The sequence below is a fragment of the Vibrio floridensis genome, assembly GCF_021852965.1.
In the GTDB taxonomy this organism is placed as follows: Bacteria; Pseudomonadota; Gammaproteobacteria; order Enterobacterales; family Vibrionaceae; genus Vibrio; species Vibrio floridensis.
Genome location: NZ_JAKGCY010000002.1, coordinates 182917 through 206954 on the forward strand (window position 1 = coordinate 182917; position 24038 = coordinate 206954).

Sequence of the window (24038 nt, forward strand, 5' to 3'; positions counted from 1 at the left end):
ATGAATGAAAATAAAACAATGAATTTAGCGCAATCACTTGCCATAGACAGTCAGCTCCGCTTACCAGGCAGTGCTGGGCGTTTACTTAAGCAAATTCGCGATATTGAGCAGGTAGCACCACTGTTTCGTGATGCTGGTTTAGTCAAGGCTGTTCCTAAGCCCACGGTAGTGAATTTAAGCGTGGCGGGTATCGCCACTAAATCGTGCCTAGATAAAGCTCTGGGGGGCTTTATTTATGCCAGCGCAGCTGTACGAACAGATTTGTTGATAGAAGAAAACAAGGTCAGTACTTCTGGTTGTGATTCAGTATCTGAACTGGATGATATTGATTTCGAAGCGCAACGAAAGCGGCTTGACCTGATTGAAATTCGCCAAGCGTATCAGCTGGTTGAGAAACAACTCTTGAGCCAAGAGCGCTGTGATTTAATTTTAATTGATACCCCACTGTTCTTAGCTCGCGATATGGCGCCACTGGAGCGGAATGTTCGCCACAAGCAGGAATATGACAAAACCAAGCGAGCAATAGAATTCTTCTGGCAAAACCACCGTGCAAAGCTGTTCCCATGGAATAAGACGGGAGTGGTGTTAGCAAGCATTTTGGCCGAGCGTTTTAGTGCAATTGTGAGTATTGCCAAACAAGATTTACGTACTGAGCAAGGGCGAAAGCAGATTTTAGATTCGGACGGTTTCTCTAGTGAGTTAATGCAAAATTTGGCTGGACTGGACGAAAGCTTAGTGGGTGTTGGGGATTTACGTTTTATTAATGGCATTTTAGGCAACTACTCGCGGACCATTGCATTTCGTTTATCTGAACAAGAGAACCGCATAGAACCAAGCGTCGAAGCGAAGCAAGGCCTTATTGGCTTTCATTTTCGCAGCGCGCGTGGTGGCCAAATCAAAATGGTGCAGCTAGCTGGTGATGAACCTGATTGGCAGAGCGCAGATCTTGATTTAGTGGCATCTCGATTGATGGTGCTTGATATGCAGAACAAAGGCAATGCCATGCCTTTGCCGCAATTACTAGGCTACCAGCAGCTTGGCATTTTGCCGAAGTTTGCCAAGTTTTACCGTCAAGGTTTGCACGGTGCACTTAAAAATAATGATATTGAAGCAGGCTGGTTGGCTGGCTTGGATGAGGGATTGAACAATGGCTTATAAAGTTTTAGGTAAATTAGTCGGGAATACCGGCGATGCCAGCCAGTTAACTATGGTGGTGCAAGACTCGTTTTCAGTGCGTCGTGGTGAATTTGTGCGGATTATGCACCAAGAGCGTAAAGACGAGGGGCAAGTGGCCGTATTAGGTCGTGTAACGAAGATCAGCCGAACCAATATGCTTTACAACGCAGGCTTTGGTGATGGCGTGACTGAGCTTGAGTTGTTGCCAGGCGCGAATGTGACTGGTGAGAACATGTTTGCGCAGGTAGAGCTGGTGGGATACCGCGATCCTGTTTCTCGTCAGATCAAGATCCCGCGTCGCCCGCTTAATCCCGGTACTGCAGTTGAAACCGTAGATTTTCAGTTTTTGAGTGACTTTTACGAGTTCAATGAGCACTCCAGTTTGCACCTGGGTAATTTGGTTGGTTACGACAAAGGTGAAAATACGGTTCCGGTCTTTATTGATGTAAATAAGCTAGTGACAGAGCACATGGCTGTGCTAGCGATGACGGGCTCAGGTAAGTCTTACACAGTTGGTCGTATTATTGAGCGCTTGGTTGCCGTTAACAATGGTACTGTCGTGGTGTTCGACCCTCACGGAGAATACGGCAAAGCTCTGGCTGGTGGTAATCTGCAATTCTCTAGTCTTTTGGATGCAACAGACGATAAGCGCGATCAAGAAGCATTGCCTCTGATTAAACATACTTTTGAAAAGTTACAAGCTGCAGGTGCGGGCATTAAGGTTTTCTCACCACAGCATGAATCTTTTAAACACAAATATGCCAGCAAAAACACACCACTTGCGCTTCAATTCGACCATTTTGAAATGGATGATATTGCCGAGATTTTACCTGGGCTAAGCGAGCCGCAACAGCGTGTGTTGGATGTGGCTATTCGCTATTGGCGCTCGGTGGATAAGACAGAACCTCGTGATATAAACCGCCTACGTTACTTTTTAGGTGATGGCATTGAAGAGCTAAAAGAGTGGGACGACCTCTCTGAAGCGGAAGCTAAAGCTTTGTCAGGTCGAAGCGCTGCTGTTGCCTCAATGAAGCTCTCTCGAGTGCTAAATGAAGCTCAGAGCTTTTACAGTGCAACGATGGCTGAGCCAACTGACATTTATAAAATGGTCGGTCGCCCAAGCAATCAACAAGGTCGGTTGGTCGTTGTCGATTTACAAGGCTTGAGTGATACCGCGAAGCAAGTCGTTTGTGCTCTGCTCTCCAGTGAGATTCTAAAAGCGGCTTCAAGCAAAACAGACCCACTTCGCCCTTGCTTTATTGTCTACGAGGAAGGCCATAACTTTGCGCCAGCTGGTGGTAACGCAGTAAGTCACAGGATCATTAAGAAAATTGCTGGTGAAGGCCGTAAATTTGGTGTCGGTTTTGGCATTGTGAGTCAGCGCCCATCTAAACTGGACTCAGATGTGACCTCTCAGTGCAATACGTTAATTACTATGCGTTTGAAAAACCCTGACGATCAGCGTTTTATTGCTAAAGCTTCCGATATGGTCAGCAAGGCCGACCTGGATGAGTTACCGAGTTTATCAACCGGTGAAGCTTTGGTATGTGGTCGTTCTATTCCGGCCCCATTACTTGTTAAGGTCGGTAGCAAGGCGCTTATTCATGGCGGTGAGTCTCCAGAAGTATTGCGAGTTTGGGGTTCATTTAATGGCTAATCTCCCCATGCCAGCCCTTTCTTGGGTAAGAGAAGCGTTTCCTCTTATGACTAGCGGAGAATTGTTGGATCAAGATGTTCTGGTCCATAGTCTGGGCTGCAGTGTTTGGAATACGTATGGTCATGAGCAATCTTATATGGCAGTAGTGGAGTGCCCGGCTCCAGGCACTTCTGGAGCCGATATTCGTTCAGATTCCGGCTGGTTTGATAAAAACGCGTCAACACCAATGTGTTTAATTGAGTTTGAACGCTTTGATGGCACTTCCCGAGGCCAGCAAAAACTTGAAGAGAAATTGAAGAACTTAATGGAAGCTGCTCAACGTTGGGAGTATTCACCGAAAAGTTTGGTGCTAAGTGCTTGGAGTCAGGGGCTTGTGAATACTCCTGATACGAAAAAACTTAAAGAGATATGCCGCTCAGGGTTTACTTCATCCGCGGGAACCCAAGTAAGGGCATCGAACGATGTTGAAGTCGTGTTTAGCCGTTTCCTGTTTGTTAAAAATCTAAACACTATCGCTTTGGATAGAATTCACTATGAGGTGTTGATATGAATGTAAAATCAGCACACTTTTTACCGGGTACAAACAAGCGATTGGGTGACAAATACCTATTGCTCGAATGTCTTGGTGATGGCAGTCATGGCTGGGTTTGGCGTTCTGAGCGCTTGCATGATGGCCAGATTGTTGCTGTAAAAATACCTAAAGATATAACTAGGGAAGACCGTCAGCTCGCTGAGGGTAAAGAGTTATTGCAGGTAGAACCTCACGACAACATTGTACAAATTTTTGATATGGGCCGAATCGATAATGAGTGGTTCTATATTGAAATGGAGTATTTCCCTAGTCAAACATTGGCGCAAAAGCTTGATGATAGACAGCGCAATTTTGGCCAAACCTATGAAAGGTTGTTCAGAATTTATCGACAAGTGCTTTGTGCTGTTCAGTATTTATCTGAATTGCCTGTCCCTATCTCACATGGAGACATAAAACCGCATAACATCCTTGTTGGTGAACGAGATCTGGTCAAACTGACCGATTTTGGTAGTTCTGCGTTACCGGAAGAAATATATGTTCGTACTCGGGAAAACGGTGGAACAGTGTTGTATTCCGCGCCTGAGTTTTCTAACGTGGATAGTCGAAGAGGGAGCTTAGAAGAGCTATTGCTCGGGGATGTCTATAGTTTAGGTGTTTTGCTATATCAGCTGCTGACAGGTAAGTTGCCTCATGATACCCCTGCCCAAGTCCAGCGCCATGCACCTTTCAAGCGTCCTACCGAGATTAATAGTTCTATCCATGCGGATTTGGAGCAAGTCGTACTCACGTGTATGCAAAAACGACCGGAGGAGCGCTTTTCAACTATCTCGGCTTTGATGTCTGCATTCGATGCAGCGACACAGAAACAGTTGAAGATTGGAGCTACCGCTCCTGTTTTTCAGTCAAAACCAGATCAAGATTGGTCGAGTGCGGTTCTTGAGGCGATGGCTGAACAGTCATACAAGAAAGCAGCTCAGTTAGCGTCTCAAGAGTACAGCCGTAGTAAGGATCTTCAAGCTCTCCACCAGCAGTTGATAGCGTTGTACCGGGACAATAGGCTCTTCGACTTTGAAAAAGTGGTAGAGAACAATAGGTCATGCTTACTTGAGGGAAAGCTTACTCAATCTGCTGAGTTGTATGAGCTGATTGTTAAGGCAAGTCTGCAGTTAAGAAATATTAACCAAGCTCAATTTTGGTTGCTTCAGAGAAAACAAGTCGGAGAAGAAAACTCTGCGACTATGTATTTAGAGTCTTCCATTCTTGGTCTTGAAGCCAAGTATCCAGAAGCGAGAGCATTGTTAGAAAAGGTTAACCAAGCCACGCCAAGAAAGCTTCACGTGCTTACTCAATTGATTCAGGTTTGTGAGCAAATGCGGGATTACTCTGGTGCGGTCGGTTATCTCAAAGCCACCCTGCGAATGTTCCCCGATTGTGCGCAACTGGCTGATAAGAAAAAACTGTATTCGAACCTAGGTTTACTCTAATGCGTTTTTAACTCACGCTGAGCATTGAAACATACCGAGGAGGGGCTTGACCCCTCTTAGGAGTACTTAGGCTGACTTCTCATACGCAATACATCTTCAAAGGAAATTGCCTTGTTAAATCCCACTGATGTTCAGCGAGCTATAAATCAAAAATCACTTGATGAAATTGAGGCTTACTTATCAACGCGTGGTAAATCTCGCGTTTATGAAGGTGCTAGAAACCTGTCTCTCAATGTATCAGACGATTACGGTGAGCGCTTCTTAGTTGAGCTCATTCAGAATGCTCATGATGCACCTGGTAAATCAGATAAATTAGGAGAGATAGCGCTTGTTTTTGACCCAGAAGAGTCAGACTTTGGTTGTTTATATGTCGCCAATAGGGGGGATGGATTTGCCTGTAGTGGAAGTATGAAGTTTAGATTTAATTCATGAAGTCTGACTAATTGCTATGGCTTGCTTTAAGTAATACCCAAGGTAATACATTTAAATTTAATTATTTTAATTTCAAATAAAAATCAATAAGTTGAGGGTCTAAGTCTGCTGTCTCACTCCATTCAAGTTTAAAGACGTCCTAGGGCGTCTTTTTTCTTGTCTAAAATTTCTAAAAATCAATAAGTTACAGTCCGTATTCTTCCGGATTCATCCAACCAAATCTACTGTCTCAAGTAATACCCAAAGTAATACCCACGCTGTTTTTCTAATGCATACGATAATGAATGAAGTTACTGCGTCATAACCTTTTTCAGCCTCGCAAATGTCTTCATCGAGTCATTGGCTGGCATTAGCTCGTAATCTGGGTTGTTCGCTTTTAGCCAGTAGCGCCCTTGTGCATCCTTCTGCACGACACGTAGTAGGTACTGATTCTCGCCCGAGCTATCTTGGATTTCGATAGCCATGGTGTTGCCTGTAATGGAGCCAGCGGATATTGGCGTCACAAACTCGAGTAACAGCAAATCGCCATCTAAAATGGGTGTCTTGCCACCGTTCATCGAATTGCCAGAGGCTCTGGCCAAGAAATGTTTTTGAGGATTGAGGTTAGCCATATCAACGGGGATGTGTTCAACCTCTTCGTGAGATCCAGTCTTAAAATGACCACAAGCGATCTTAAGGTTTGGGTAGTAGGGCAACAAGGTTCCTTCATTGGCTGCCTCTGCTGGAGTGGTCGGTTGTGCCACTGTTTGATGGGTCTGTTTAGGTGGCCTGTCTGAATACTGAGCAAGTTGTAGGTCCACGAGCTCTTTGACAAAGTCATGAAATGCTTGCTGCTGGAGTGGGGCAACATCAAAGTCTGCTTTGAGCTTTCCGTCGGCAAGCTTAAACCAAACTCGACTCTTGGTTTTGTTTCCACCTACAAATGCGTTGATAGGGTTACTAAGCCAATATTTCAACCATGCCTGAGAGTCTGCGGTTAAGCGTTGGTTGATCTCTGACAGATCGGATGCCTTTAGCTTGGGATAACGAGAGAGCACATGCCAACTTTTACTAGCGAGCGCTTCAATACTTGGAGCATCTCTGAACCCATCCAGCTCGAGGTAGGCTTCAAGTAATATCGCTTTAAAACTCTTGGTCATGCTTGCTTTTTGAATGGCATTGGCAAAGAAGTCACGATGTTCGCGAACTAGGTAATCTAACTCCGGATCCTTGTCCATACTTGCGACCAGCTCTAGCCAACTACCGTGCTGCTTGTTCACTTTGGCAAGGTCGTAACCTGCTCGGTAATACTCGACTGCACGAGGTCTATGACCCAAATGGTTGGTCAAATGTTCAAATTCTTCTTGAGCAGAATAGCGAAGCTGCTTTGTCAGCGTTTGCCAAAAATCGATGATTTTCGGATCGATGTTGGTAAAGCAACCTTTGCCTAATTCGGGCCGTGTTTGTGACTTATCACTCAACTGTTCGAGTGAGCTTGATGTGCTGATCCCTAAAATGTCTTTCTTGTTCAAAAACGAGCGATGGTTCCCAATGAAATCCAATACCACCAAGTGTGATTTGCCTTTGTTACGACGAAGTCCTCGGCCCAATTGTTGAATGAAAACGATGTTGGATTCAGTCGGGCGCAGCATTAGCACGGTATCGATTGAGGGTAAATCAGTCCCTTCGTTGAACAGATCAACCGAGAAGAGAATTTGAATTTCTCCTTTATCCAGCATGCTTAACGCTTCATTACGACGAATGGAGGAATCACTGTGTACAGAAAGCGCCCTCAAGCCTTTATCTGCAAAAGTTTGATTGAAGTGCTGCGCCATAAAATCAGCGTGCTTTTTGGATACACAAAACGCCAAGGTGCGAGCTTGTTGCCTGTTTTGCCAATGTTTAAAAATATGTTTGGCACGTCGTGTGGTTGCAAACTGGGCGTCAAGGGCGGTGGGGTCAAATTTACCATTTCGCCATGGGATCTCTTGATAATCGACCGAGTCATCCCAGATGCCGTAGTAGTGAAAAGGCACAAGAATTTCATCATTGATACCATGCACTAAGTTACGTTCAAACACTAAGTTGTCGTTGCAAAGTGAGAGGATGTTCGCTTGGTCTGTACGTTCTGGAGTAGCAGTTAGCCCGAGTAAAAATTTAGGTTCAAAGTGATTGAGAATATTAAGATACGTTTTGGCGCTCGCATGATGAAATTCATCAACCACGATGTAATCAAAGTAGTCGGGCGAAAAGTGTTTGAGTTGTGCTGCTTTACCTAAACTCTGCACTGAGGCAAACAGCATCTCTTTGTTTTTTTGTTTGCTCTTACCGTGATAGTAGCCTGCGGATTTTTGGGGCCAAAGTTTAGCGAAAGTCATCAGTGCTTGAGTCAGAATTTCTTCGCGGTGAGCAACGAACAGAACTCGCTTTGCTTCCAGTTGTTTCGCATCAAACGCAGATAACCAAGTTTTCCCCATGCCAGTGCCCATCACAACCAATCCACGAACATTGCCTTTTTGACGAGTCTCGCTGAGTCGTTGCAATGCGTCTAACTGTGCCGAGTTGGGTGAATATTCTTCGTTATCCAATAGCGTCGTATCACCGACTGCTGAAAGCTTGGGTGGTGTTCTTCTTCTGATGTAGCTGTCAATCCATTCATCCGTCAGCAATATGGCAGATGGATGATGAAACAGTTTGTCAAACTGTGTTCGGATATTGTGAAACTGCGCCGCTTGAGGGGAGTTGTCTGGTTGCTGGTAATCTAAACGTAGGCACCATTCATGGGCATCGGTGAGTGCGGTTTTACTGATGTTGTTAGAGCCAACAAAAGCAGCTCCTTGGTAAATGGAACGAGCTTCATCGCTGCGAACAAAGATGTACGATTTGAGGTGAAAACTGCGGTTATTGGTTTCAAAAATCTTAATTTCTATCTCATCTCCTTCTAGTTCGATCAGAGAACGCAACGCAATAGGATGAGTGATGTGCAGGTAATCTGACGTTAGGATGCGCAGCTTTAAGGCCTGTTGGCGTGACTTTTTTCGTTCAATCGCCTCGTGAATGCTTGGTAGAAGCAAGTCTAGACCAGAGGGTTGAATAAAGGACACTGCAATCTCTATCTCGGTCGCATGGTTGATCGCGTGGATCAACTGCGGCAGCAGAGGGTCTTCACCACCAGTGGTTAATAAGCTGTCTTTGAGAGTAAGCGACTGATTTGGCATCGACTCTTTCCTAACTATCGTCTAATAAGGATGGCGTTGAGCCATTGTTCCGATTCTCGACCCGCTCTTACGTCTGACGTGATCCAAGTCTGCTTGATCGTTAAAGGTGATGTAGTGAGTGTTGCTTGTAGCTTGTTTTCATCCATATCGGTAAAAAAACGTCCGTTACGTACTTGAGCCGCTTGGCCATATTTGAATGAACAGTAAAAGATACCCTGCGGTTTTAATAACTGACTTAGCGCTAAAAAGGTAGCCGCTAACTCTTGGTCTGGTACATGAAGCAAAGAGGCGCAAGCCCAAATTCCATCAAAACTATCTGACTCTGCACTGAAGGTGTCAAACTTGGCATGGATGACGTTTTGTCCTAAATGGCGAGAAGCCAGTTCTACCAAGGCTTGATTGGCATCGAACGCCGTCACTTTAAAGCCTAGATCTCTAAAATGTTTGGAATCACGCCCAGAACCACACCCCGCATCAAGAATTGCACTATGTGGATTCAGATGTGGAAGAAACTGGTCATACAGTTTCTGAACATCGACGCTTACGGTCGACTCGAAGAAAGATTGAGCATTCTTGGTGTAATATTGGTCGGTGATGTTCATGGAGCGGACGGCCAGCGCATTGAAAGAGACTATTTTGCACTATCTGTTCTCTTTCTTCCACGTGGTACTGCCGTTTGCGTGATATTAACCTATTGATTCTGTTTAAGAGAAACGGTTTTGTCGCTTACACCAATGACACTAAATTAAGAAAAATATTCATCAAAGAATTTTTCTTGAACGGTACAGGTTACGGTGATTTGAAGATGCTCGTTCATTGTCAGGCTGTAGTGGTCTACTAAAATTGGCCGCGTTTTTAGAGTTTTCCCAATACAGGCCTTTGTTCATATCTGCACAAAAGCAATGCATTTTTGGATTTGGTTCGGGATGGCCTTAAATAAGAGACCATCCTTTTTGTATACAGCCACTTCACTAAATATCGAGCCGCAAGTTTTCTTGTATTTCATCTATTAGTGTTTTTGGTACATCCCATTCCTCAGCAAGCTGAGGCCAAGTTGATACGTGCTCAATCGTTGTATCAATAATGTCGTCGATCTTTCTCTTGTTAAAAATAGGGCTTAGTTTCTCTAAGCTATAGAAATCACTGCGTGTAAAGTTATCTCTTTTACCATTCAAGCTCATCCAATGGCTGTTCACCCATTTACTACCTGGTTTATAGCTATAGGCTAAATCATAAGCTGGTGCGAGAGACCATTTGTCTTTTTTTAGCCTGTCTTGTTTCAACATAAAGGCAAAGTTCTTTGAGTGGTCGTCATGATTTCGAGCAATGATATTGAACGTCATGCGCTTGAATAGCTGCTCAGCGTCAACAGCGGAAAGCTTCAACTGTCTGGCAATGCCAAATAACTCTGCGTAAGAGAATGACCCTGGCTTTTTATAATCAATGTGGGCAAGACCGTTTAGCGTTTGTACGTGTACCTTACTATTTTTAATTCGATCAAACCGCTGTGTAATAAAGTGTCGTCGATTGCCTTCATGGAGTAAGCGGCATGGCATCATATCGATACCGCATTCGTTGGCCATTAAATGATAAACAAACTCCATTGCTCCATAACCTAATGGGTCACCGAAGGTTTCTTGATTTTTGTTATGCTCACTAACACCATCAAACTTCATCAAATAATGAGTAAACCCACTTGGCACGTTGGTTTGGCCGGAACGGACTTGAGTAAAATCTTCATTAAATGCTATTACGGCTTTCGGTCTTGCGCCGCCCGCGCTCATACCAACAGATAATAAAGACATCATTGCTTCTCTATCGTCTTGGCCATTTTGTTTGAGCTCTACTTCAAAATTACCTCGTGAATCTAAGATTTCTTGTGCAATTGAAACGAGCGATTGGATTTCTACCTGTTGTGAAGCATTTAAACTTCGTAACTTTGTCGCTGGCGCATATTCAAGAGCGCCCATGCCTCGCTTTCCCGTATATTGGAGGCGTTGCAGTGGTGTAATGTCACTTGGTGAACGGCCCTGACTTGCAACCCATGCGTTGAGAACCGCGTTACCAAAATCATCGGGTAAGGAGTCAGCAATTAAACCTGGAAGTCCTTTAAAGGTATTGAAATCCAATTCGGGAAAGCGATAGATACGATTCGATAATGGCATTTTGATTGGAGACAGCTCGACCCCCTTTTTTACAAAGCTGGGATCATATTCAAATGACCCAAGTCCCTTTTCAGTGTCAAAACTCACAGCGCCAACGAGATCGTCTTGGTAAGTTATTGTAAGGACTTCCATTACCATTCTGGTGTTTCCTCATCTTTATTACTGCGCTGTCCAGAGGCTCTCTGCCTTTTCTTTCCTTGCAGTTTGGCCAGCTGTAAGGGAGAAATTTCTTGTTTAGGGATAAAGAGATCAATTTGTTCTGTAAGGTCTAATGCCATTAATATCGCAATCATGATATCGAGCTGCACTTTTCCTTTTTCTGCATTCAAAACCGTTTTGCGGGCAATGCCAGCAATTTCTGCAACTTCAGATTGTGTTAGGTCTCGATTTAGTCGAGCTTGCTTCAACCTATCGCCGATCTCTTCTGCTAATGCTGCGGCTGTTACATGTTTCACTCTAAAGTCCTATTTCGGTTTCATTGTTTGTGTTTTGTCTGTGTAATGTCCTTAATTTAGGACCTTATGTTGGTACTGTCAATGATTGCCTTTAGTGTTCCATTTTGGTGACATTAAGTATCTTTAAGTCTAGTAAAGTAACTATTTTTGGACTTTGTGATGTTTGTGGAAAATCTCTTCTAGAGGGGAGTGATGGAAGGCTCTTTGGAGGGGTTACCAGAAGCTCAACGGCTCCAACAAGAATTGAAAAGGCGGCATGGCTATCATGCGCTCTCTATCAGAGGCAGCACTGAACAAGCTTACAGGGCTTGGTATGACTGAAACGAAGTTGAATGCCTAATTATCGCAAGGGTGCCGATTTGAATTGTGGGTACACGTTAAAAGTGACAGGTGATTGTTAAGGTGGTGCTAGTCAATCTTTCTATCGGCTTTCATGTCTTCATTATTATTTGATATAAACGTACGACAATAAATTGCTCTTGGTTATGAAAAGGATTCGTAACACATGGTATAATCTTCGGCTGTAACATGCTCTGGTAAAAGAGATTTGTAGAATGTTCCGCTGTGGTGCCTTTCCCCTCTTAACCCATTGTCAGAAAAATAGTGAACAAACAAAGAATAGAAGGAACGAACAAACATGAAATGTCCAAAATGCAGTTCTGATTTTGAACAGCTTCAAACACCGCTAGGTGATGTAGAAAGATGCACGGAGTGTAAAGGGCTGTGGATTGACGCTTATGAAGTTGAAGCGATGAAACCTCTTGCAGATGTCATCGATTCAGGTGATGAAGAGATCGGTAAAGCATTTAACGTGATTGACCGCATCAATTGCCCGGTTTGCCCCAACAACCAGTTACTGCGGCTTAGTTGATCCAAAACAGCCTCACATTTGGTTTGAAAGCTGCCCAACGTGTAAAGGCCGTTTCTATGATGCAGGTGAATTCAAAGATTTAGCCACTCTCGACCTTTCTGACTTTTTCAAAAAGTTTGGCCTAGTTGAACGCTTGTAGACTTCACATCAGATAATGAGGCGGGTTTCCATCGCTTGGTATAGTTAGCTAAGGGATCGGAACTCGCTGATGTTGATGCATGGACGTTGGAAGATACGGCGACCAAGATCAGATTGGTTCTTATTATCCCATCACGGAGCAAACAACATGGAATTAGTTGTCCCTTCACCAGAGCTTGAGCTTGCCTTTGCGCATTTTTACGACGATTTTGCTCAGAATGATCGTGAAAATGCGGACTATTATCTTGAGGGAAAAACAGATTTTTCAACGTATGTTCAGCGTTTGTTGAACATGTTTTGGCGCAGTAAATAACGTGTGTAAGAAAATGGATAAGCTCATTGCCCTCATCAAAGAAGACCGAATGAGAACAGAGGCGTTAGGCCATGTGGCCGAGTTGTCATTACCTCAGTGTTATATTGCCGCAGGCTTTGTGCGAAATTTGGTGTGGGATTCATTACACGGTTTCGTCACTCCCTTGAATGATGTTGATGTGATCTACTTTGATCCTACAGAGTCAAACCCCGATGCTTATCTGCAATATGAAGCGCATTTAAAAGCGCGTATGCCGCAGTTCAATTGGCAGGTTCGCAATCAAGCCAAAATGCATCTTCGTAACGGTGATGAGCCGTATCAAAGCGCGGTAGATGCCATGCGTTATTGGCCAGAGAAAGAAACGGCGGTGGCCGTTCGGCAAGTGGCGGCGGATCACTATGAATGTGTTTCGGCGTTTGGGCTTGAATCTCTATTTCGTGGGCATATCACGCACAATCCAAAGCGTTGTTTGGCAACGTTTGAACAGCGCGTCACTTCAAAAGGGTGGTTGGCGCGCTGGCCCAAGTTAGTGGTGGTGTTGTAACGTGGTGGCCATCAACACGGGTATGGATGCTTTCTAATATCTTAGAGATATTTTTGCCAACGACGCTTTTTGTTGAGCGATATGATTAGTTACCACATACATATCTTGAACTTGATATGTCAATCGTTGCCATGACTGGCCTATCAATTCTCCCTCCTCTTTAAGCACAATTTTTACAGTGTTTTTTTTGCCGATGAAAGGAGTATAGTTGGCGTTAACCCAATGTTTTATCGAACTATATTATTCAATCTTTGCTCAGTTATTAGTCATAAATGGCTCAAAAATCAATAGGTAAAACAGGGTTGGTAATAACAAAGCAAATAGCGCAATGTTTGCTGTAAGCCGTAATAAAAAGGCAAGTGCGAGAGAACTGGCCGACGAAGGAGAACACCATGATCAAGATCGCTTTTTTTAGCGCGAAATCTTATGACGAAGCCTCGTTTAATAAAGTGAATGGCAACAAAGAGTATGAGTTTCACTACCATGATTTTCGCTTGCGGCTAAAAACCAGCAAAATGGCTCAAGGTTGTGATGTGGTCTGTGCATTCGTCAATGACGATCTATCTGCCCCTGTCCTTGAGCAGTTAGCGCTTGGTGGCACAAAGCTGATTGCGATGCGCTGTGCTGGGTTTGATAAAGTCGATCTGCAGGCGGCCAAAGAACTGGGTTTGCAAGTGGTGCGAGTGCCAGCGTACTCTCCAGAGGCGGTAGCGGAACACGCGGTTGGCATGATGATGTGTCTGAATCGTCGCTTGCATAAAGCCTATCAGCGAACTCGCGATGCCAACTTCTCGCTTGAGGGGTTAGTTGGCTTTAATTTCTACGGCAAGACCGTTGGGGTCATTGGTACGGGGAAAATCGGCCTTGCGACGATGCGGATTCTAAAAGGATTAGGGATGGAGATTCTTTGCTACGATCCTTATGAAAATCCGCTGGCCATCGAAATGGGCGCGCGCTACACCACTCTCCAAGAAATTTACCAAAGTGCCGATGTGATTTCACTGCATTGTCCGATGAGCAAAGAAAACTTCCATTTACTCAATGAACACTCGTTTGAACAGATGAAAGATGGCGTGATGATCATCAACACGAGCCGCGGTGAATTGCTTGATTCAGCAGCGGCGATTGAAGCGCTGAAAAAAGGCAAAATAGGTGCGTTGGGCCTTGATGTTTATGACAACGAGAAAGATCTGTTCTTCCAAGACAAATCGAATGATGTGATTGTCGATGATGTGTTCCGCCGTTTGTCTGCGTGCCACAACGTTTTGTTTACTGGCCATCAGGCCTTTTTAACGCATGAAGCGTTGAACAATATTGCCTCGGTAACGCTTAACAATGTCGAGGCTTTCTTTGCTGGCAACACCTCTGGCAATGAGCTGGTGGAATAACGGCCGCTGATGGGTTGTGTGAAGCAGTGTCACTCTTATTGAGTGGCACTGCTTTTATTGTTTTTTGGCGTGTTACGCTTTGTTACAACTGGCCCCATTGCCAAGGTAGGTGGTTGCTGATTTACTAAATGTCCCTAAGCAATAGAGGTATATTTTTTAATGGACGACCCCAGTCGACGAAACACCCTTCTGAATTCCACTGATGTGGAGTTTCCCCTATGTTAGAACTGTTCATGCAACCCGAAACGTGGGTTATTTTTGCCACGTTGTTTGCCTTGGAGATTGTACTTGGCGTAGATAACGTCGTATTTATCTCTGTTTTGTGTGAACGATTACCACCTGAACAACGCAAGTTTGCTCGTAACATGGGTATTAGCCTTGCGGTTTCTGCGCGTATCGTGTTGGTCTTTTCCATCTCGTGGGTGATGTCTCTAACGCAACCGATCTTGTCATTTCAAGATGTTGAATTCACTGGCCGTGATGTGATCATGATTGCTGGTGGCGCATTCTTACTGGCTAAAAGTGCCAAAGAGTTGTGGTCTTGGTTAACACAGCATGAGCATGCACATTCCACCCACGTCAGAACGGGTTTGGCTGTGGTATTGCTACAGATTGTAGCGGTGGATGCCGTTTTTTCTATGGACTCCGTTATCACGGCGGTTGGCCTGACCAATGAAGTGCCTATCATGGTCGCCGCCATTTTAGCCTCGGCAGTGGTGATGGTGCTAACGGCTGAAAAGATCAACCATGTGGTGACTAAGTACCCAGGTTTCAAAACCTTGGCGTTACTTTTCCTGATCCTATTGGGAGGGTTGCTCATGGCCGAAGGTTTCGCAGTTCACGTGAATAAAGGCTATGTCTACTTCGCGATGGCTTTTGGTTTGATATTAGAGCTTTGCCACATTCAGTTGAAGAAAAAGCAAAAGGTGAATATTCGTCGTATTCGTCCGTTAAACGTGTCTATTCAAGGCGATCTTATCCGAGGGTAAAACGCTAAAACTAGGCTATGAAGTAAGGCTCCGAAAGGGGCCTTATTACGTTGAGAAAGTCTTACAAAAATATCGATAAAACGGCTTGAACCAATGCCACTCCGTCCTTCTCGCGAACGCTTTAGGATGGGTCCCCGCCTGCGCGAGGATGACAAGAAAAAGACGAAAGAGACAGGCAGACAAGAGACGGCTCGGGAGAGAGTTGAGTGCTTTTGTCTCCAGAAAGCTTGCCTCTTAAAGACACGACAGATGTTAATCCGCTTAGAGAGCAATTTGGGACACTTTTTAGCTAGACGAATTGGTCATACTGGCGCCATGTTCATTTATGGTGCCTATCATGCCTCTCAAACATCCCATCTCTTTGCTGACAGTGATTCGGTTTCATCCCTTAAAGGTTGCCGCGACTTGGATCATGGTGCTGGCGGAAAACGTCATGCTCGTTTTGCTGCCACTGTTTATTGGTTACGCCATTGATGGTGTATTAAACCAACGCTATCACCCTTTGATGCTGCTGGCGCTGCTGCTTTTGGTGCTGGTGCTCATTAGTGTTGCACGGCGTTTTTACGACACTCGAGTGTATGGTTCGATTCGGGTAAAGCTGGCCAATCTGGTTGAGCGCAATTTGCGTGATTTGCCTATTTCGGCCAAAGACGCACGCTTGACCATGTCCCGCGAGCTGGTGGATTTCCTCGAGAAAGATTTGCCCTCCTTACTGACGGCGGTTGTGCAGCTTGTCGCGACGCTGGTGATTCTCTCTACGTTCCATTTTTCTTTGGCACTTTGCATGCTCTTTTCTGGGTTACTGATGCTCGTTATCTATGGTGCGTTCCACCGCACGTTTACCCAACTCAACGGCCAATTTAATGATCAAGTCGAGCAGCAGGTTAAGTTGCTTAGCGGGGTTCGCTTGTCTGCGCTCAGGGGGCACTTTGAACGTTTAAAGCAATGCGAAATCAAGCTGTCGGATACCGAGGCGGTGGTGTACGGCCTGATCTTTATGACCTTGTTTGGAGCGGTCATCGCGAACTTATGGATGGTGAGCTTACTGGTTGAACCGACCGCAGGCCAAGTGTTCTCGATTGTGACTTACTCACTCGAGTTTGTCGAAACCGCGGTGATGTTGCCCATCACGTTGCAAACCCTTTCACGTTTGACGGAGATAAGTCAGCGCCTCAATTACAGCGCCCTGCCACAAAAGGAGATGCCCTATGAAATTTAGAAAACCACTCTCAGTGCTCGTTGGTTTGGCGGCGATTTTGATGGCCTTGGTGGTGGTGGATGAACTGGCCCCTGAACCGAACGAAGCGGCAGAAAAACAGGCACTACTTAGCCCAGTGTCGGTACTGGAAGTGACTCCGTCACTTCATCAATCGAGGTTAACGCTATTGGGGATAACCGCAGCGCGTTGGCCAGTACAGTTGAAAGCCTCCAGCAGTGCGCAATTAAAATGGTTGGATGAGCGGATTGAACCGGGGAGTTTGGTTAAACAGGGGCAGGTGTTAGCAAGGCTAGATACCGCCGCGGTGAATGCAACGTTAGCGCAATCGTTGAGTGTTGTGAAACAAGCCGAACTGGAGTTGCAGCAGGCTCTGCATGAACAAACGGTGGCGCTCAAAATGTTGAACAGCAAAACCAGTTCCTCCTTTGCTCGTCGAGAACCCCAAGTGCTGGCGGCGCAAGCCAACCTCACTCAAGCAAAACAAGCCTATGTGAGTGCGCAGAAATTATTGGAAGAGTCGGTGATCACCGCGCCGTTTGATGCGGTGATCATCAAGCGTCATATCAGCCCCAGAGAGTGGATCGAAGCGGGACAAGTGACGTTTGAACTCGCGGCCAGCGACTCCATTGACGTTGAGTTACCCATTTCAGAAATGCACTGGCAGCAAGTTCAAGTGGCACTCACGGAGCCGAGTATTAGCGTGGTGAACCGTGCTGGCCATCGCTGGCCTGCTAAGGTGCGCTATGTTTCTCCGTTGGTGGATTCCAGCACTCGTCAAAGGCAGGTGGTGCTTGCGGTTCAATCTCCCTATCAAAACAAAGCGAAGTTGTATCCCAACCAACAAGTTCAGGCGGAGATCGATTTAGGCTTGAGTGAGAATGTGGTTAGCGTTCCGTTAAGCGCAATGACTCGAGACGGGTATGTCTGGACGCTGGACAGCAGCGATCGTTTACGTAAAGAGTCAGTCACATTCATCGAGCAAGGTCACCAGCAGCTCAACATTCGATTTGATGCGCAAAGTGCGCAGGTGCGTCGAGTGGTGCAATACCCGCTCGCGTCGATGCTAAGTGGCAAACAAGTCGCGCCAGTGGTTTCTGAACAGGACCCTGACACCATGATGGTTGGGCGCGTTGCTTCAGAGCCATTGAGCTTAGAGAAGCAAATGTCACTCAGCGCGGAAGAGACGATAAGTAAGGAGTCAAACGAATGAGTTGGATGACCAAATGGTTTATTACCAATCCTGTTGCTGCCAACTTATTGATGATGGCGATTGTCGTGAGCGGTGTGCTCGCGTTCGGGCAACTGCGCGTTGAGTCGTTCCCACAAATCGCCCCATCATCAATCAGCATCACGGTGGCGTATCCTGGCGGCACGGCGCAACAGATAGACGAGAGCGTGACACAACGAATTGAAGAGTCGATCAGCGGCATTGCCGGTATCAAGCAGATCACCAGCCAGTCGAGTGCAGGTCTTTCGCAAGTGATTGTGCGCAAAACCAGCACTACGGAGTTAGATTCGCTGTTGGATGACATTCGCAACCAAGTCAATGCGATTAATGGCTTTCCGGTGCAGGCGGAAAAGCCACAAGTGGTGCGCAACGATTTTACCAATTTGGCGGCGTTTGTGGTGGTGTCGGGGCCAAGAACGGATGACGAGTTGCAACCCATTGCCCAGCAGCTTGAGCAGGCGTTAAAAAAGCACCCACGCATTTCAAAGGTCTCAAATTGGGGAACTCGAACCTCACAACTCATCGTCGAGCCTGATCCCGAACAACTTAAGGCATTAGGATTGAGCTTGGAAACGTTAGCCAGTTTAGTTGAACAGAGTTCACTTGAGGCGCGCAGCGGTGAACTCATTAGTGATGTGGGGCGAATCGTGATTCGTGGCGATGGTTATGCGGATGATTTGCAGAAGCTCAAGCAACTGGTGGTGATGTCAGGCAGCAGTGGCAAAATACGCTTAGGTGACATCGCCAAGATAAGCCGAGGCTATCAATACAGTGGTGCCATTGTACGAAATAATGGGGCTAATGCCATCGCGCTTTTGGTGAGCACCAGCCAAACCGACAACCTGCTAAAAGTGAGTGAGGCCATAGAAGAAACGCTCAATGTTCAGCGAGCGATCATACCGTCGGACATCACCTTGAACACCATGGCAGATATGGCGCCCTACATTGAAGACCAGTTGTTTCGTCTAAGTGAAAATGCGTGGCAAGGCTTACTGATTGTCGTCGTTTTATTGGGGATTTTCCTCGAAATCCGACTCGCCTTTTGGGTGGCCATGGGTATCCCAATTGCGCTTGCTGGCACGCTTGCGGCCATGCAGTGGTTTAACTACAGCATCAATGACATCACCTTGTTTGGCTTCATCTTGGTACTCGGTGTGCTGGTGGACGATGCGGTGGTGGTGGGAGAAGCGATCCACGAAAAACGAGCGAGCCATCTCAGTGGTAAAAACGCGGCGTGGCAGGGCGTGCACTCTGTGTCCGTGGCCACCGTTTTTGGTGTGCTGACGACGATCGCGGCGTTTTCGCCGATGTTGTGGATCAATAACGAGTTGGCCAAAGTGTTTGCTGGCTTCTCGGCGGTGGTGATCTTGGCGTTAATCTTCTCGCTTATCGAAAGCAAATTCATTCTGCCATCACACTTGGCCGAGCTCTCGAGCAAATCCCCATCACTCGGCATTGTTGGCAAGGTCCAAGCCTTCGCTCAAGGTGGCTTACAGCGATTTAATATCAAGCTATACCAACCGACGCTTGAATTCGCGCTGCGCTACAAAGTGGCGTTCTTGCTTGGTTTTGTGTCCACTCTCATATTGGCTTACGGGATGTGGTTCAACGGCACCATTCGCAGTGCATTGTTCCCTGAAATCCCGGGCCGTTATCTCAGCGCAGTGATTGAGCTGGAAGATGGGGCACCTTTGCCTTTGCAGCGTAAAGCTTTGCTGCAAGTGGAGCAGGCGATGTCACAGGTGGAGCAAAGTGTCATGGTGGATTATCCGCTGCAACAGAAGCCCGTTGTCAACTTGCTGGCATGGTCTGACGGACAGGGGGACATCGAAGTGACGGCGGAACTGACCAGCGAATCGCTCAGTGTGTTGCCAGGCAATGGGTTGCTGACACGATGGCGAGAAAGCACTGGGCAGATCGAGGGCGCGTATTCCGTCAAGTTTAGTGCGGCAGAGGAGCCAGCCGGAGGGACATTCTTCACCATTTCAAGTGATGACCGTGAGCTTGCATCGCGTGTGAGCAAGCAGTTGAAGAAAGCGCTGTCATCATTGCAAGGGGTCTCGGATGTGTACGACGATGGCCAAAATGGCGTGCCACAAGTCCGTTTGGTATTGAACCTCTATGGTCAGCAACTTGGGCTAACGCAAGCGAAACTGGCGCAACTTGCCGGAGAAGCGTTTGGTGAAAGAGAAATTCACCGACTGTTGGAAAATGGGCAAGAGACCAAAGTGTTACTGCAATACCCTCGTGAACAGCGTAAAACCTTGGCTCAGTTGCAGCAAACGCTCATCATGCTACCGACGGGGGGCAGTGTGATGCTCGGTGATATCGCGGAGTTGCATCATGAGCAAGAGCCTCAAGTACTGTACCGCCGCAACCGAGAGCAAGTCATCAATCTCTATTGGCAACAAAATCGCAATCTGCAATCACCTGAACAAACTCGAGATCAGCTCCAGCAAACGATCAATGCTCTTCATCAGCAATACCCAAACGTGACGATCAAAGCGGGCGGTGAATTTGAAGAAATAGGGGAAGTCTCCGCGGGCTTTCAATCGGCGTTGATACTGACGCTACTGATGATCTACATCTTATTGGCGGTGCCATTGAAATCGTATTGGCAGCCGATGATCATCATGGCCGTGATCCCGTTTGGCTTTGCGGGGTCGATTTTTGGCCACTACTTGATGGGCTTGCCCATCAGCATCTTGTCCATGTTTGGCATGATGGCCATGACCGGCATCGTGATCAATGACTCGTTGGTCCTGATCACCCGTTTTAATCAGGAATACCGCCAAGGTGTTCCGTTGCAGCAGGCGTTAGTCACGGCTGGGACGAGCCGTTTGAGAGCGATTTTTCTCACCACCATTACCACCGTGTGTGGCTTGTTGCCTTTGCTCAGTGAAACCGCAGAGCAGGCTCAGTATTTAAAGCCCGCAGCGGTCTCTTTAGTGTTTGGTGAGCTGTTTGCCACTGCCGTGACGCTGATCCTGATTCCGGTGCTGTTGGGACTTTTTTGCCGCAAGCCTCCCATCGTTGAGCGTGAATCACTGGAAACGCTGTCTGTGGAGCATTCGTGATTGATTTTATAAAACACACGGGCGATAGTGAGTTCAATTATCCCAAGTGCAGCGACGTCATGATGCCCGAAAACCAACCCGTTTTTCAGCTCGTCCCTGAAATCGCCCTACTCGAATCGTTACCAGAGCACCTGAAAAAGCGCTTCACGCACGCGCTTCACTTAATGCATCAAGAGTGGAGCGAGCGTCGAACGTGGGAAGAAATCGCTACGAAAAGCGCGATTTCTCCCTATCATTTTCATCGTCAATTTACCGAGTTGTTTAACGAAACGCCTGGCCAGTATCTCAGTCGAGTCCGGTTGCAAGTTGCGGTTGGCCTGCTGCTGAACGACGAGCAGTGGAGCGTGATTGACATCGCGCTGTACTGCGGTTTTTCATCATCACAGTCGTTGGCCAAGGCATTGAAACGCGAGCTTGGGGTGACCGCCAAACACATTCGAAAAATGGGTTCGCAAGCGACACCCAAGGAGACGTTGGATTTCATCCAACAGTTAGCGCATCCGGGGATGCAGGCGTCGATGGAAAAAGAGTTGGCGCAAGCAATGCCAACCGAACTTGTCTGGTATCCGCAGCGGGGTATGCAAAAACTCAAATTGGAGACGGCAGATTGGGACAGCGTGTTTGAGCTGTATGGTGAAAAGTCGACACATTTGATGAGCACGTTACCGCTCAAACAAGTGGAGAATGCGTGGGATGCGATTGACGCTGAAATTGGTAACTGGCAAGTGGCCAAAGCGCGTTACGATAGAATGATCCCAGAAGGATACTACTTATGTAGCGAGGTTTATCTCGCTTCCGATGTTGCGTACAGCACGGCGTTAGAGGCGTTGTTTGATGCGGCGGAAAAACAGGGTTTGCAGCTGGATCTCAATGGCTACTTGGTGGAGATGATTCGCCATGTCGATACATCGGATATGGAAGGGGTAACCTTCTCATTCCAGTTACCTGTATTGGTCTAGGCGGCAGGCAACGGTTTTTCACCCTCCATCCCTCTTGAACCTGTTTGCAATTGAGCAAACTCGGACACTTTTTATTCCCATCACTGTGGAACAATCCCACCACAAAGTCATTGAAGCAAACCGTTGGGCTCGTGATGAGTGGACGGAGACATTCTTAAATCAAGAAGGGGTAAAGTGTGAAAACGGAGCTAGTCACGGTTACATCGCTATTTATGGCATTCGCCGCTCAGTGTGCATTTGCAGCAGAGCAAGGATTCTCGGGCAGCATAGGGGCTGTCGCGATCTATAGCGAAACGCAAAGCAACTTGAATGTAGGGGCGGAGAAAATTCTGACATCACTCAACAGAGAAGGCGAGAATGTCACCGGCAGCACTTTAGCCCCTCTGGGGCAGCTGCGTTACCAGTTTGGTCAACATCAGCTGTTTCTCGGTCAAAGTGAAGACACGTTTGTCAAAGGTCTACTGGCTTTGGAGCTGGGTTACCGGTATTCATTGGATGAAGACTCTTCATTCTCCTTTGCCATCGCGCCCACCTTAGCCGCGGGAAAAACGTGGCAGAATCCGTACCTCCTTGATCGCAAACGGGAGGAAACCAACGTTGAAGGGGATGTGCTGAGGTTTCATTACGAAAATCAGTTTGCGCTGTTAAACCTGGCTTACTACGATCGAACGGTTGAGAAAGACCGAGCGCCGAGCGAATTGCTGCGCAGAAATGGCGACGGCTATTTTGCGCATTTTGCGCTTGTTGTGCCCCTTTTTGATAACGTTTTTATTGAGCCGAGCCTTTTTTACCAACAAGATAACGCGCAAGGAAAAGCCAATGCGTTTGAGAAACTTGGCACAGGAATCACCGCCACCTACTTTTTCTACCCTTATACCTTGGCTCTGGACACGCGTCTTTCGGGCAGCAGCTATCAGGCCAAGCATCCGCTACTGGGTAAAATCCGGCAAGATGGGCAGATTAACGTGAGTCTCTCGTTTGAAGAAGCCGAGTTCCTTGGGTATGAACAAATGAGTCTGGTCGCTCAAGTCGGCTATGAGCAGTCACATTCCAATCTCACTTTTTATCACCGCGAAGAATTCGGCATTCTTATCGGTGGGCTATATCGATTTTAAATCGAATGAAACCAAGAGGAAGCATGGTGACTATTATTCTGAGAATAAGACGTTTAACTTTAGTGTTATTGGTTGGGCTCATCAGCGTGTGCAGTTCGAGCGCACTCGCTAAGTCGACGGAGCAGTACCCCTATTTTGAACACGATGGCCACCGTTTAGCCGCATACTTCAAGTCGCCAGATGATAAAGACAGTGTGAAAGGTGTGGTGCTGTTTGTCTCTGGTGATGGCGCAACGCCTTATGATGCGCATGGCTACTATGACGCCATCTGGCAGGTGTTTCTTGATGCGGGTTACGCAGTGTTCAGTTGGGATAAGCCAGGGATGGGAGAGTCGAGTGGCAATTGGCGCGAACAATCGATGTTTGATCGACAAAATGAGGTTCGCGCCGCGATGGATTTTGTGAAACACAACTATCGAAAGGAAGCCAAGACGATAGGGATAATGGGCTTTAGTCAAGCTGGCTGGGTTGTGCCCGCGTTAATGCAGAACAACCCAGAGGTGAGCTTTATGGTTGGAGTGGGGTATGCCATTAACTGGTTAGAGCAAAGTTGGTTTATGACCGAGATGAGGTTGCAACGTCAGGGTGCGAGCGCGGAAATGTTGAAACAAGAGCAGGTGAAATTTCAGCAAGAACGTGCATTTTGGCAAAGCAACCCCAACTACGACGCGTACGTGAGGCTTTTCTTAAATAATGAACAGGCGATCGACAAAGAGCGGTTTGAGTTCATCAAGAAGAATGTGTTGTCGGATGCCACACAAGACTACGTAGGTCTGACGCAGCCGATGTTGATCTTGCTTGGTGAAAACGATGAGCATGTTGACGGCAAGCAGACGTTTAACACATTGACCTCGCTCTATCGTGGGCAGAGCAATGCCACGATTAAAATGATTCCTAACGCCACCCACGCGCTGCTCAAATACCCCAACGTTGACAGCCAAACCAATGATATCGTGCTGTTGGCCAAATTATGGCTGCTAGGCGACAGCCTTTACGCGCCAGACTTTTTGGGCTCGCTTTCTTCATGGTTAGAAGCGCTGGATCTGCAAGGGAAGTGAACACAGAGGCTGTGTCGCTAGGGAACAAGAAAAGCGAGAGT

At 46.7% G+C, this 24038-nt stretch carries 19 protein-coding genes and 1 pseudogene; 16 read left to right on the forward strand and 4 right to left on the reverse strand.

What is annotated here, in order from left to right; genetic code table 11:
• The 5 genes from LZU85_RS05175 to LZU85_RS05195 all read left to right on the forward strand — a co-directional run bounded on the left by LZU85_RS05175 (window position 1) and on the right by LZU85_RS05195 (window position 5281).
• The gene (locus LZU85_RS05175) at window positions 1-1158 is read left to right on the forward strand and encodes a hypothetical protein (RefSeq protein WP_237286558.1); all 1158 of its coding nucleotides are present in this window, start codon (window positions 1-3) and stop codon (window positions 1156-1158) included.
• A complete protein-coding gene (locus LZU85_RS05180; protein ID WP_207805466.1) occupies window positions 1148-2833 on the forward strand; it encodes a helicase HerA domain-containing protein in 1686 nt (561 codons plus the stop codon). The genes LZU85_RS05175 and LZU85_RS05180 overlap by 11 nt, the downstream gene beginning before the upstream one ends.
• The gene (locus LZU85_RS05185) at window positions 2781-3383 is read left to right on the forward strand and encodes a hypothetical protein (RefSeq protein ID WP_237286559.1); all 603 of its coding nucleotides are present in this window, start codon (window positions 2781-2783) and stop codon (window positions 3381-3383) included. The genes LZU85_RS05180 and LZU85_RS05185 overlap by 53 nt, the downstream gene beginning before the upstream one ends.
• Window positions 3380-4849 carry a serine/threonine-protein kinase gene (locus LZU85_RS05190; protein WP_237286560.1) on the forward strand — a complete coding sequence of 490 codons (1470 nt, stop codon included), beginning with the start codon at window positions 3380-3382 and terminating at the stop codon, window positions 4847-4849. Before LZU85_RS05185 ends, LZU85_RS05190 begins: the two co-directional genes overlap by 4 nt.
• Before the next feature lie 111 nt (window positions 4850-4960).
• On the forward strand, window positions 4961-5281 hold the full coding sequence (locus LZU85_RS05195; protein ID WP_237286561.1) for a hypothetical protein: 321 nt from the start codon (window positions 4961-4963) through the stop codon (window positions 5279-5281).
• A 290-nt stretch (window positions 5282-5571) separates the two neighbouring features.
• Here the strand turns inward: LZU85_RS05195 and LZU85_RS05200 are convergent, their stop codons facing one another.
• The 4 genes from LZU85_RS05200 to LZU85_RS05215 all read right to left on the reverse strand — a co-directional run bounded on the left by LZU85_RS05200 (window position 5572) and on the right by LZU85_RS05215 (window position 11098).
• The gene (locus LZU85_RS05200; protein ID WP_237286562.1) at window positions 5572-8478 is read right to left on the reverse strand and encodes a DEAD/DEAH box helicase family protein; all 2907 of its coding nucleotides are present in this window, start codon (window positions 8476-8478) and stop codon (window positions 5572-5574) included.
• 14 nt (window positions 8479-8492) lie between these two features.
• A complete protein-coding gene (locus tag LZU85_RS05205; protein WP_237286713.1) occupies window positions 8493-9074 on the reverse strand; it encodes a class I SAM-dependent methyltransferase in 582 nt (193 codons plus the stop codon).
• Window positions 9075-9449: 375 nt separating this feature from the next.
• Window positions 9450-10781, reverse strand: a complete 1332-nt coding sequence (locus LZU85_RS05210) for a type II toxin-antitoxin system HipA family toxin (protein ID WP_237286563.1) — start codon at window positions 10779-10781, stop codon at window positions 9450-9452.
• Window positions 10775-11098: a helix-turn-helix transcriptional regulator gene (locus LZU85_RS05215; RefSeq protein ID WP_011080067.1), complete on the reverse strand. Its 324-nt coding sequence runs from the start codon at window positions 11096-11098 to the stop codon at window positions 10775-10777. Before LZU85_RS05215 ends, LZU85_RS05210 begins: the two co-directional genes overlap by 7 nt.
• Window positions 11099-11735: 637 nt before the next feature.
• Between LZU85_RS05215 and LZU85_RS20985 the strand changes: the two are divergent.
• The 11 genes and pseudogenes from LZU85_RS20985 to LZU85_RS05270 all read left to right on the forward strand — a co-directional run bounded on the left by LZU85_RS20985 (window position 11736) and on the right by LZU85_RS05270 (window position 23997).
• Window positions 11736-12108 (forward strand): annotated as a pseudogene (locus LZU85_RS20985) (zf-TFIIB domain-containing protein).
• Window positions 12109-12255: 147 nt separating this feature from the next.
• Window positions 12256-12420: a hypothetical protein gene (locus tag LZU85_RS05225; protein WP_419795956.1), complete on the forward strand. Its 165-nt coding sequence runs from the start codon at window positions 12256-12258 to the stop codon at window positions 12418-12420.
• A gap of 13 nt (window positions 12421-12433) precedes the next feature.
• Window positions 12434-12964, forward strand: a complete 531-nt coding sequence (locus tag LZU85_RS05230; protein ID WP_237286565.1) for a nucleotidyltransferase family protein — start codon at window positions 12434-12436, stop codon at window positions 12962-12964.
• Between the two features lie 392 nt (window positions 12965-13356).
• The gene (locus tag LZU85_RS05235) at window positions 13357-14352 is read left to right on the forward strand and encodes a 2-hydroxyacid dehydrogenase (protein ID WP_039554146.1); all 996 of its coding nucleotides are present in this window, start codon (window positions 13357-13359) and stop codon (window positions 14350-14352) included.
• Between the two features lie 218 nt (window positions 14353-14570).
• Complete coding sequence (locus LZU85_RS05240; protein WP_045595235.1) at window positions 14571-15341, forward strand: TerC family protein; 771 nt, start codon at window positions 14571-14573, stop codon at window positions 15339-15341.
• Window positions 15342-15678: 337 nt separating this feature from the next.
• Window positions 15679-16560, forward strand: coding sequence for an ABC transporter six-transmembrane domain-containing protein (locus LZU85_RS05245; protein ID WP_237286566.1), 882 nt, complete (start codon window positions 15679-15681; stop codon window positions 16558-16560).
• Window positions 16550-17770, forward strand: a complete 1221-nt coding sequence (locus tag LZU85_RS05250) for an efflux RND transporter periplasmic adaptor subunit (protein ID WP_237286567.1) — start codon at window positions 16550-16552, stop codon at window positions 17768-17770. The genes LZU85_RS05245 and LZU85_RS05250 overlap by 11 nt, the downstream gene beginning before the upstream one ends.
• Window positions 17767-20865, forward strand: coding sequence for an efflux RND transporter permease subunit (locus LZU85_RS05255; protein WP_237286568.1), 3099 nt, complete (start codon window positions 17767-17769; stop codon window positions 20863-20865). The genes LZU85_RS05250 and LZU85_RS05255 overlap by 4 nt, the downstream gene beginning before the upstream one ends.
• Window positions 20862-21824 (forward strand): helix-turn-helix transcriptional regulator, encoded by a 963-nt coding sequence (locus tag LZU85_RS05260; RefSeq protein ID WP_419795957.1) that lies wholly within the window; start codon window positions 20862-20864, stop codon window positions 21822-21824. Before LZU85_RS05255 ends, LZU85_RS05260 begins: the two co-directional genes overlap by 4 nt.
• A 176-nt stretch (window positions 21825-22000) precedes the next feature.
• Window positions 22001-22939, forward strand: a complete 939-nt coding sequence (locus LZU85_RS05265) for a DUF2860 family protein (RefSeq protein WP_237286569.1) — start codon at window positions 22001-22003, stop codon at window positions 22937-22939.
• A gap of 23 nt (window positions 22940-22962) precedes the next feature.
• The gene (locus LZU85_RS05270) at window positions 22963-23997 is read left to right on the forward strand and encodes an alpha/beta hydrolase family protein (RefSeq protein WP_237286570.1); all 1035 of its coding nucleotides are present in this window, start codon (window positions 22963-22965) and stop codon (window positions 23995-23997) included.
• Window positions 23998-24038: the final 41 nt, after the last annotated feature.

Bases quoted from the DNA above. Each gene is read 5' to 3' on its own strand.
- LZU85_RS05240 (WP_045595235.1), top strand. From the start codon at position 14,571: ATGTTAGAACTGTTCATGCAACCCGAAACGTGGGTTATTTTTGCCACG.
- LZU85_RS05235 (WP_039554146.1), top strand. From the start codon at position 13,357: ATGATCAAGATCGCTTTTTTTAGCGCGAAATCTTATGACGAAGCCTCG.
- LZU85_RS05250 (WP_237286567.1), top strand. From the start codon at position 16,550: ATGAAATTTAGAAAACCACTCTCAGTGCTCGTTGGTTTGGCGGCGATT.
- LZU85_RS05180 (WP_207805466.1), top strand. From the start codon at position 1,148: ATGGCTTATAAAGTTTTAGGTAAATTAGTCGGGAATACCGGCGATGCC.
- LZU85_RS05255 (WP_237286568.1), top strand. From the start codon at position 17,767: ATGAGTTGGATGACCAAATGGTTTATTACCAATCCTGTTGCTGCCAAC.
- LZU85_RS05210 (WP_237286563.1), bottom strand. From the start codon at position 10,781: ATGGTAATGGAAGTCCTTACAATAACTTACCAAGACGATCTCGTTGGC.
- LZU85_RS05185 (WP_237286559.1), top strand. From the start codon at position 2,781: ATGGCGGTGAGTCTCCAGAAGTATTGCGAGTTTGGGGTTCATTTAATG.
- LZU85_RS05270 (WP_237286570.1), top strand. From the start codon at position 22,963: ATGGTGACTATTATTCTGAGAATAAGACGTTTAACTTTAGTGTTATTG.
- LZU85_RS05225 (WP_419795956.1), top strand. From the start codon at position 12,256: ATGGAATTAGTTGTCCCTTCACCAGAGCTTGAGCTTGCCTTTGCGCAT.
- LZU85_RS05200 (WP_237286562.1), bottom strand. From the start codon at position 8,478: ATGCCAAATCAGTCGCTTACTCTCAAAGACAGCTTATTAACCACTGGT.
- LZU85_RS05190 (WP_237286560.1), top strand. From the start codon at position 3,380: ATGAATGTAAAATCAGCACACTTTTTACCGGGTACAAACAAGCGATTG.
- LZU85_RS05230 (WP_237286565.1), top strand. From the start codon at position 12,434: ATGGATAAGCTCATTGCCCTCATCAAAGAAGACCGAATGAGAACAGAG.
- LZU85_RS05175 (WP_237286558.1), top strand. From the start codon at position 1: ATGAATGAAAATAAAACAATGAATTTAGCGCAATCACTTGCCATAGAC.
- LZU85_RS05245 (WP_237286566.1), top strand. From the start codon at position 15,679: ATGCCTCTCAAACATCCCATCTCTTTGCTGACAGTGATTCGGTTTCAT.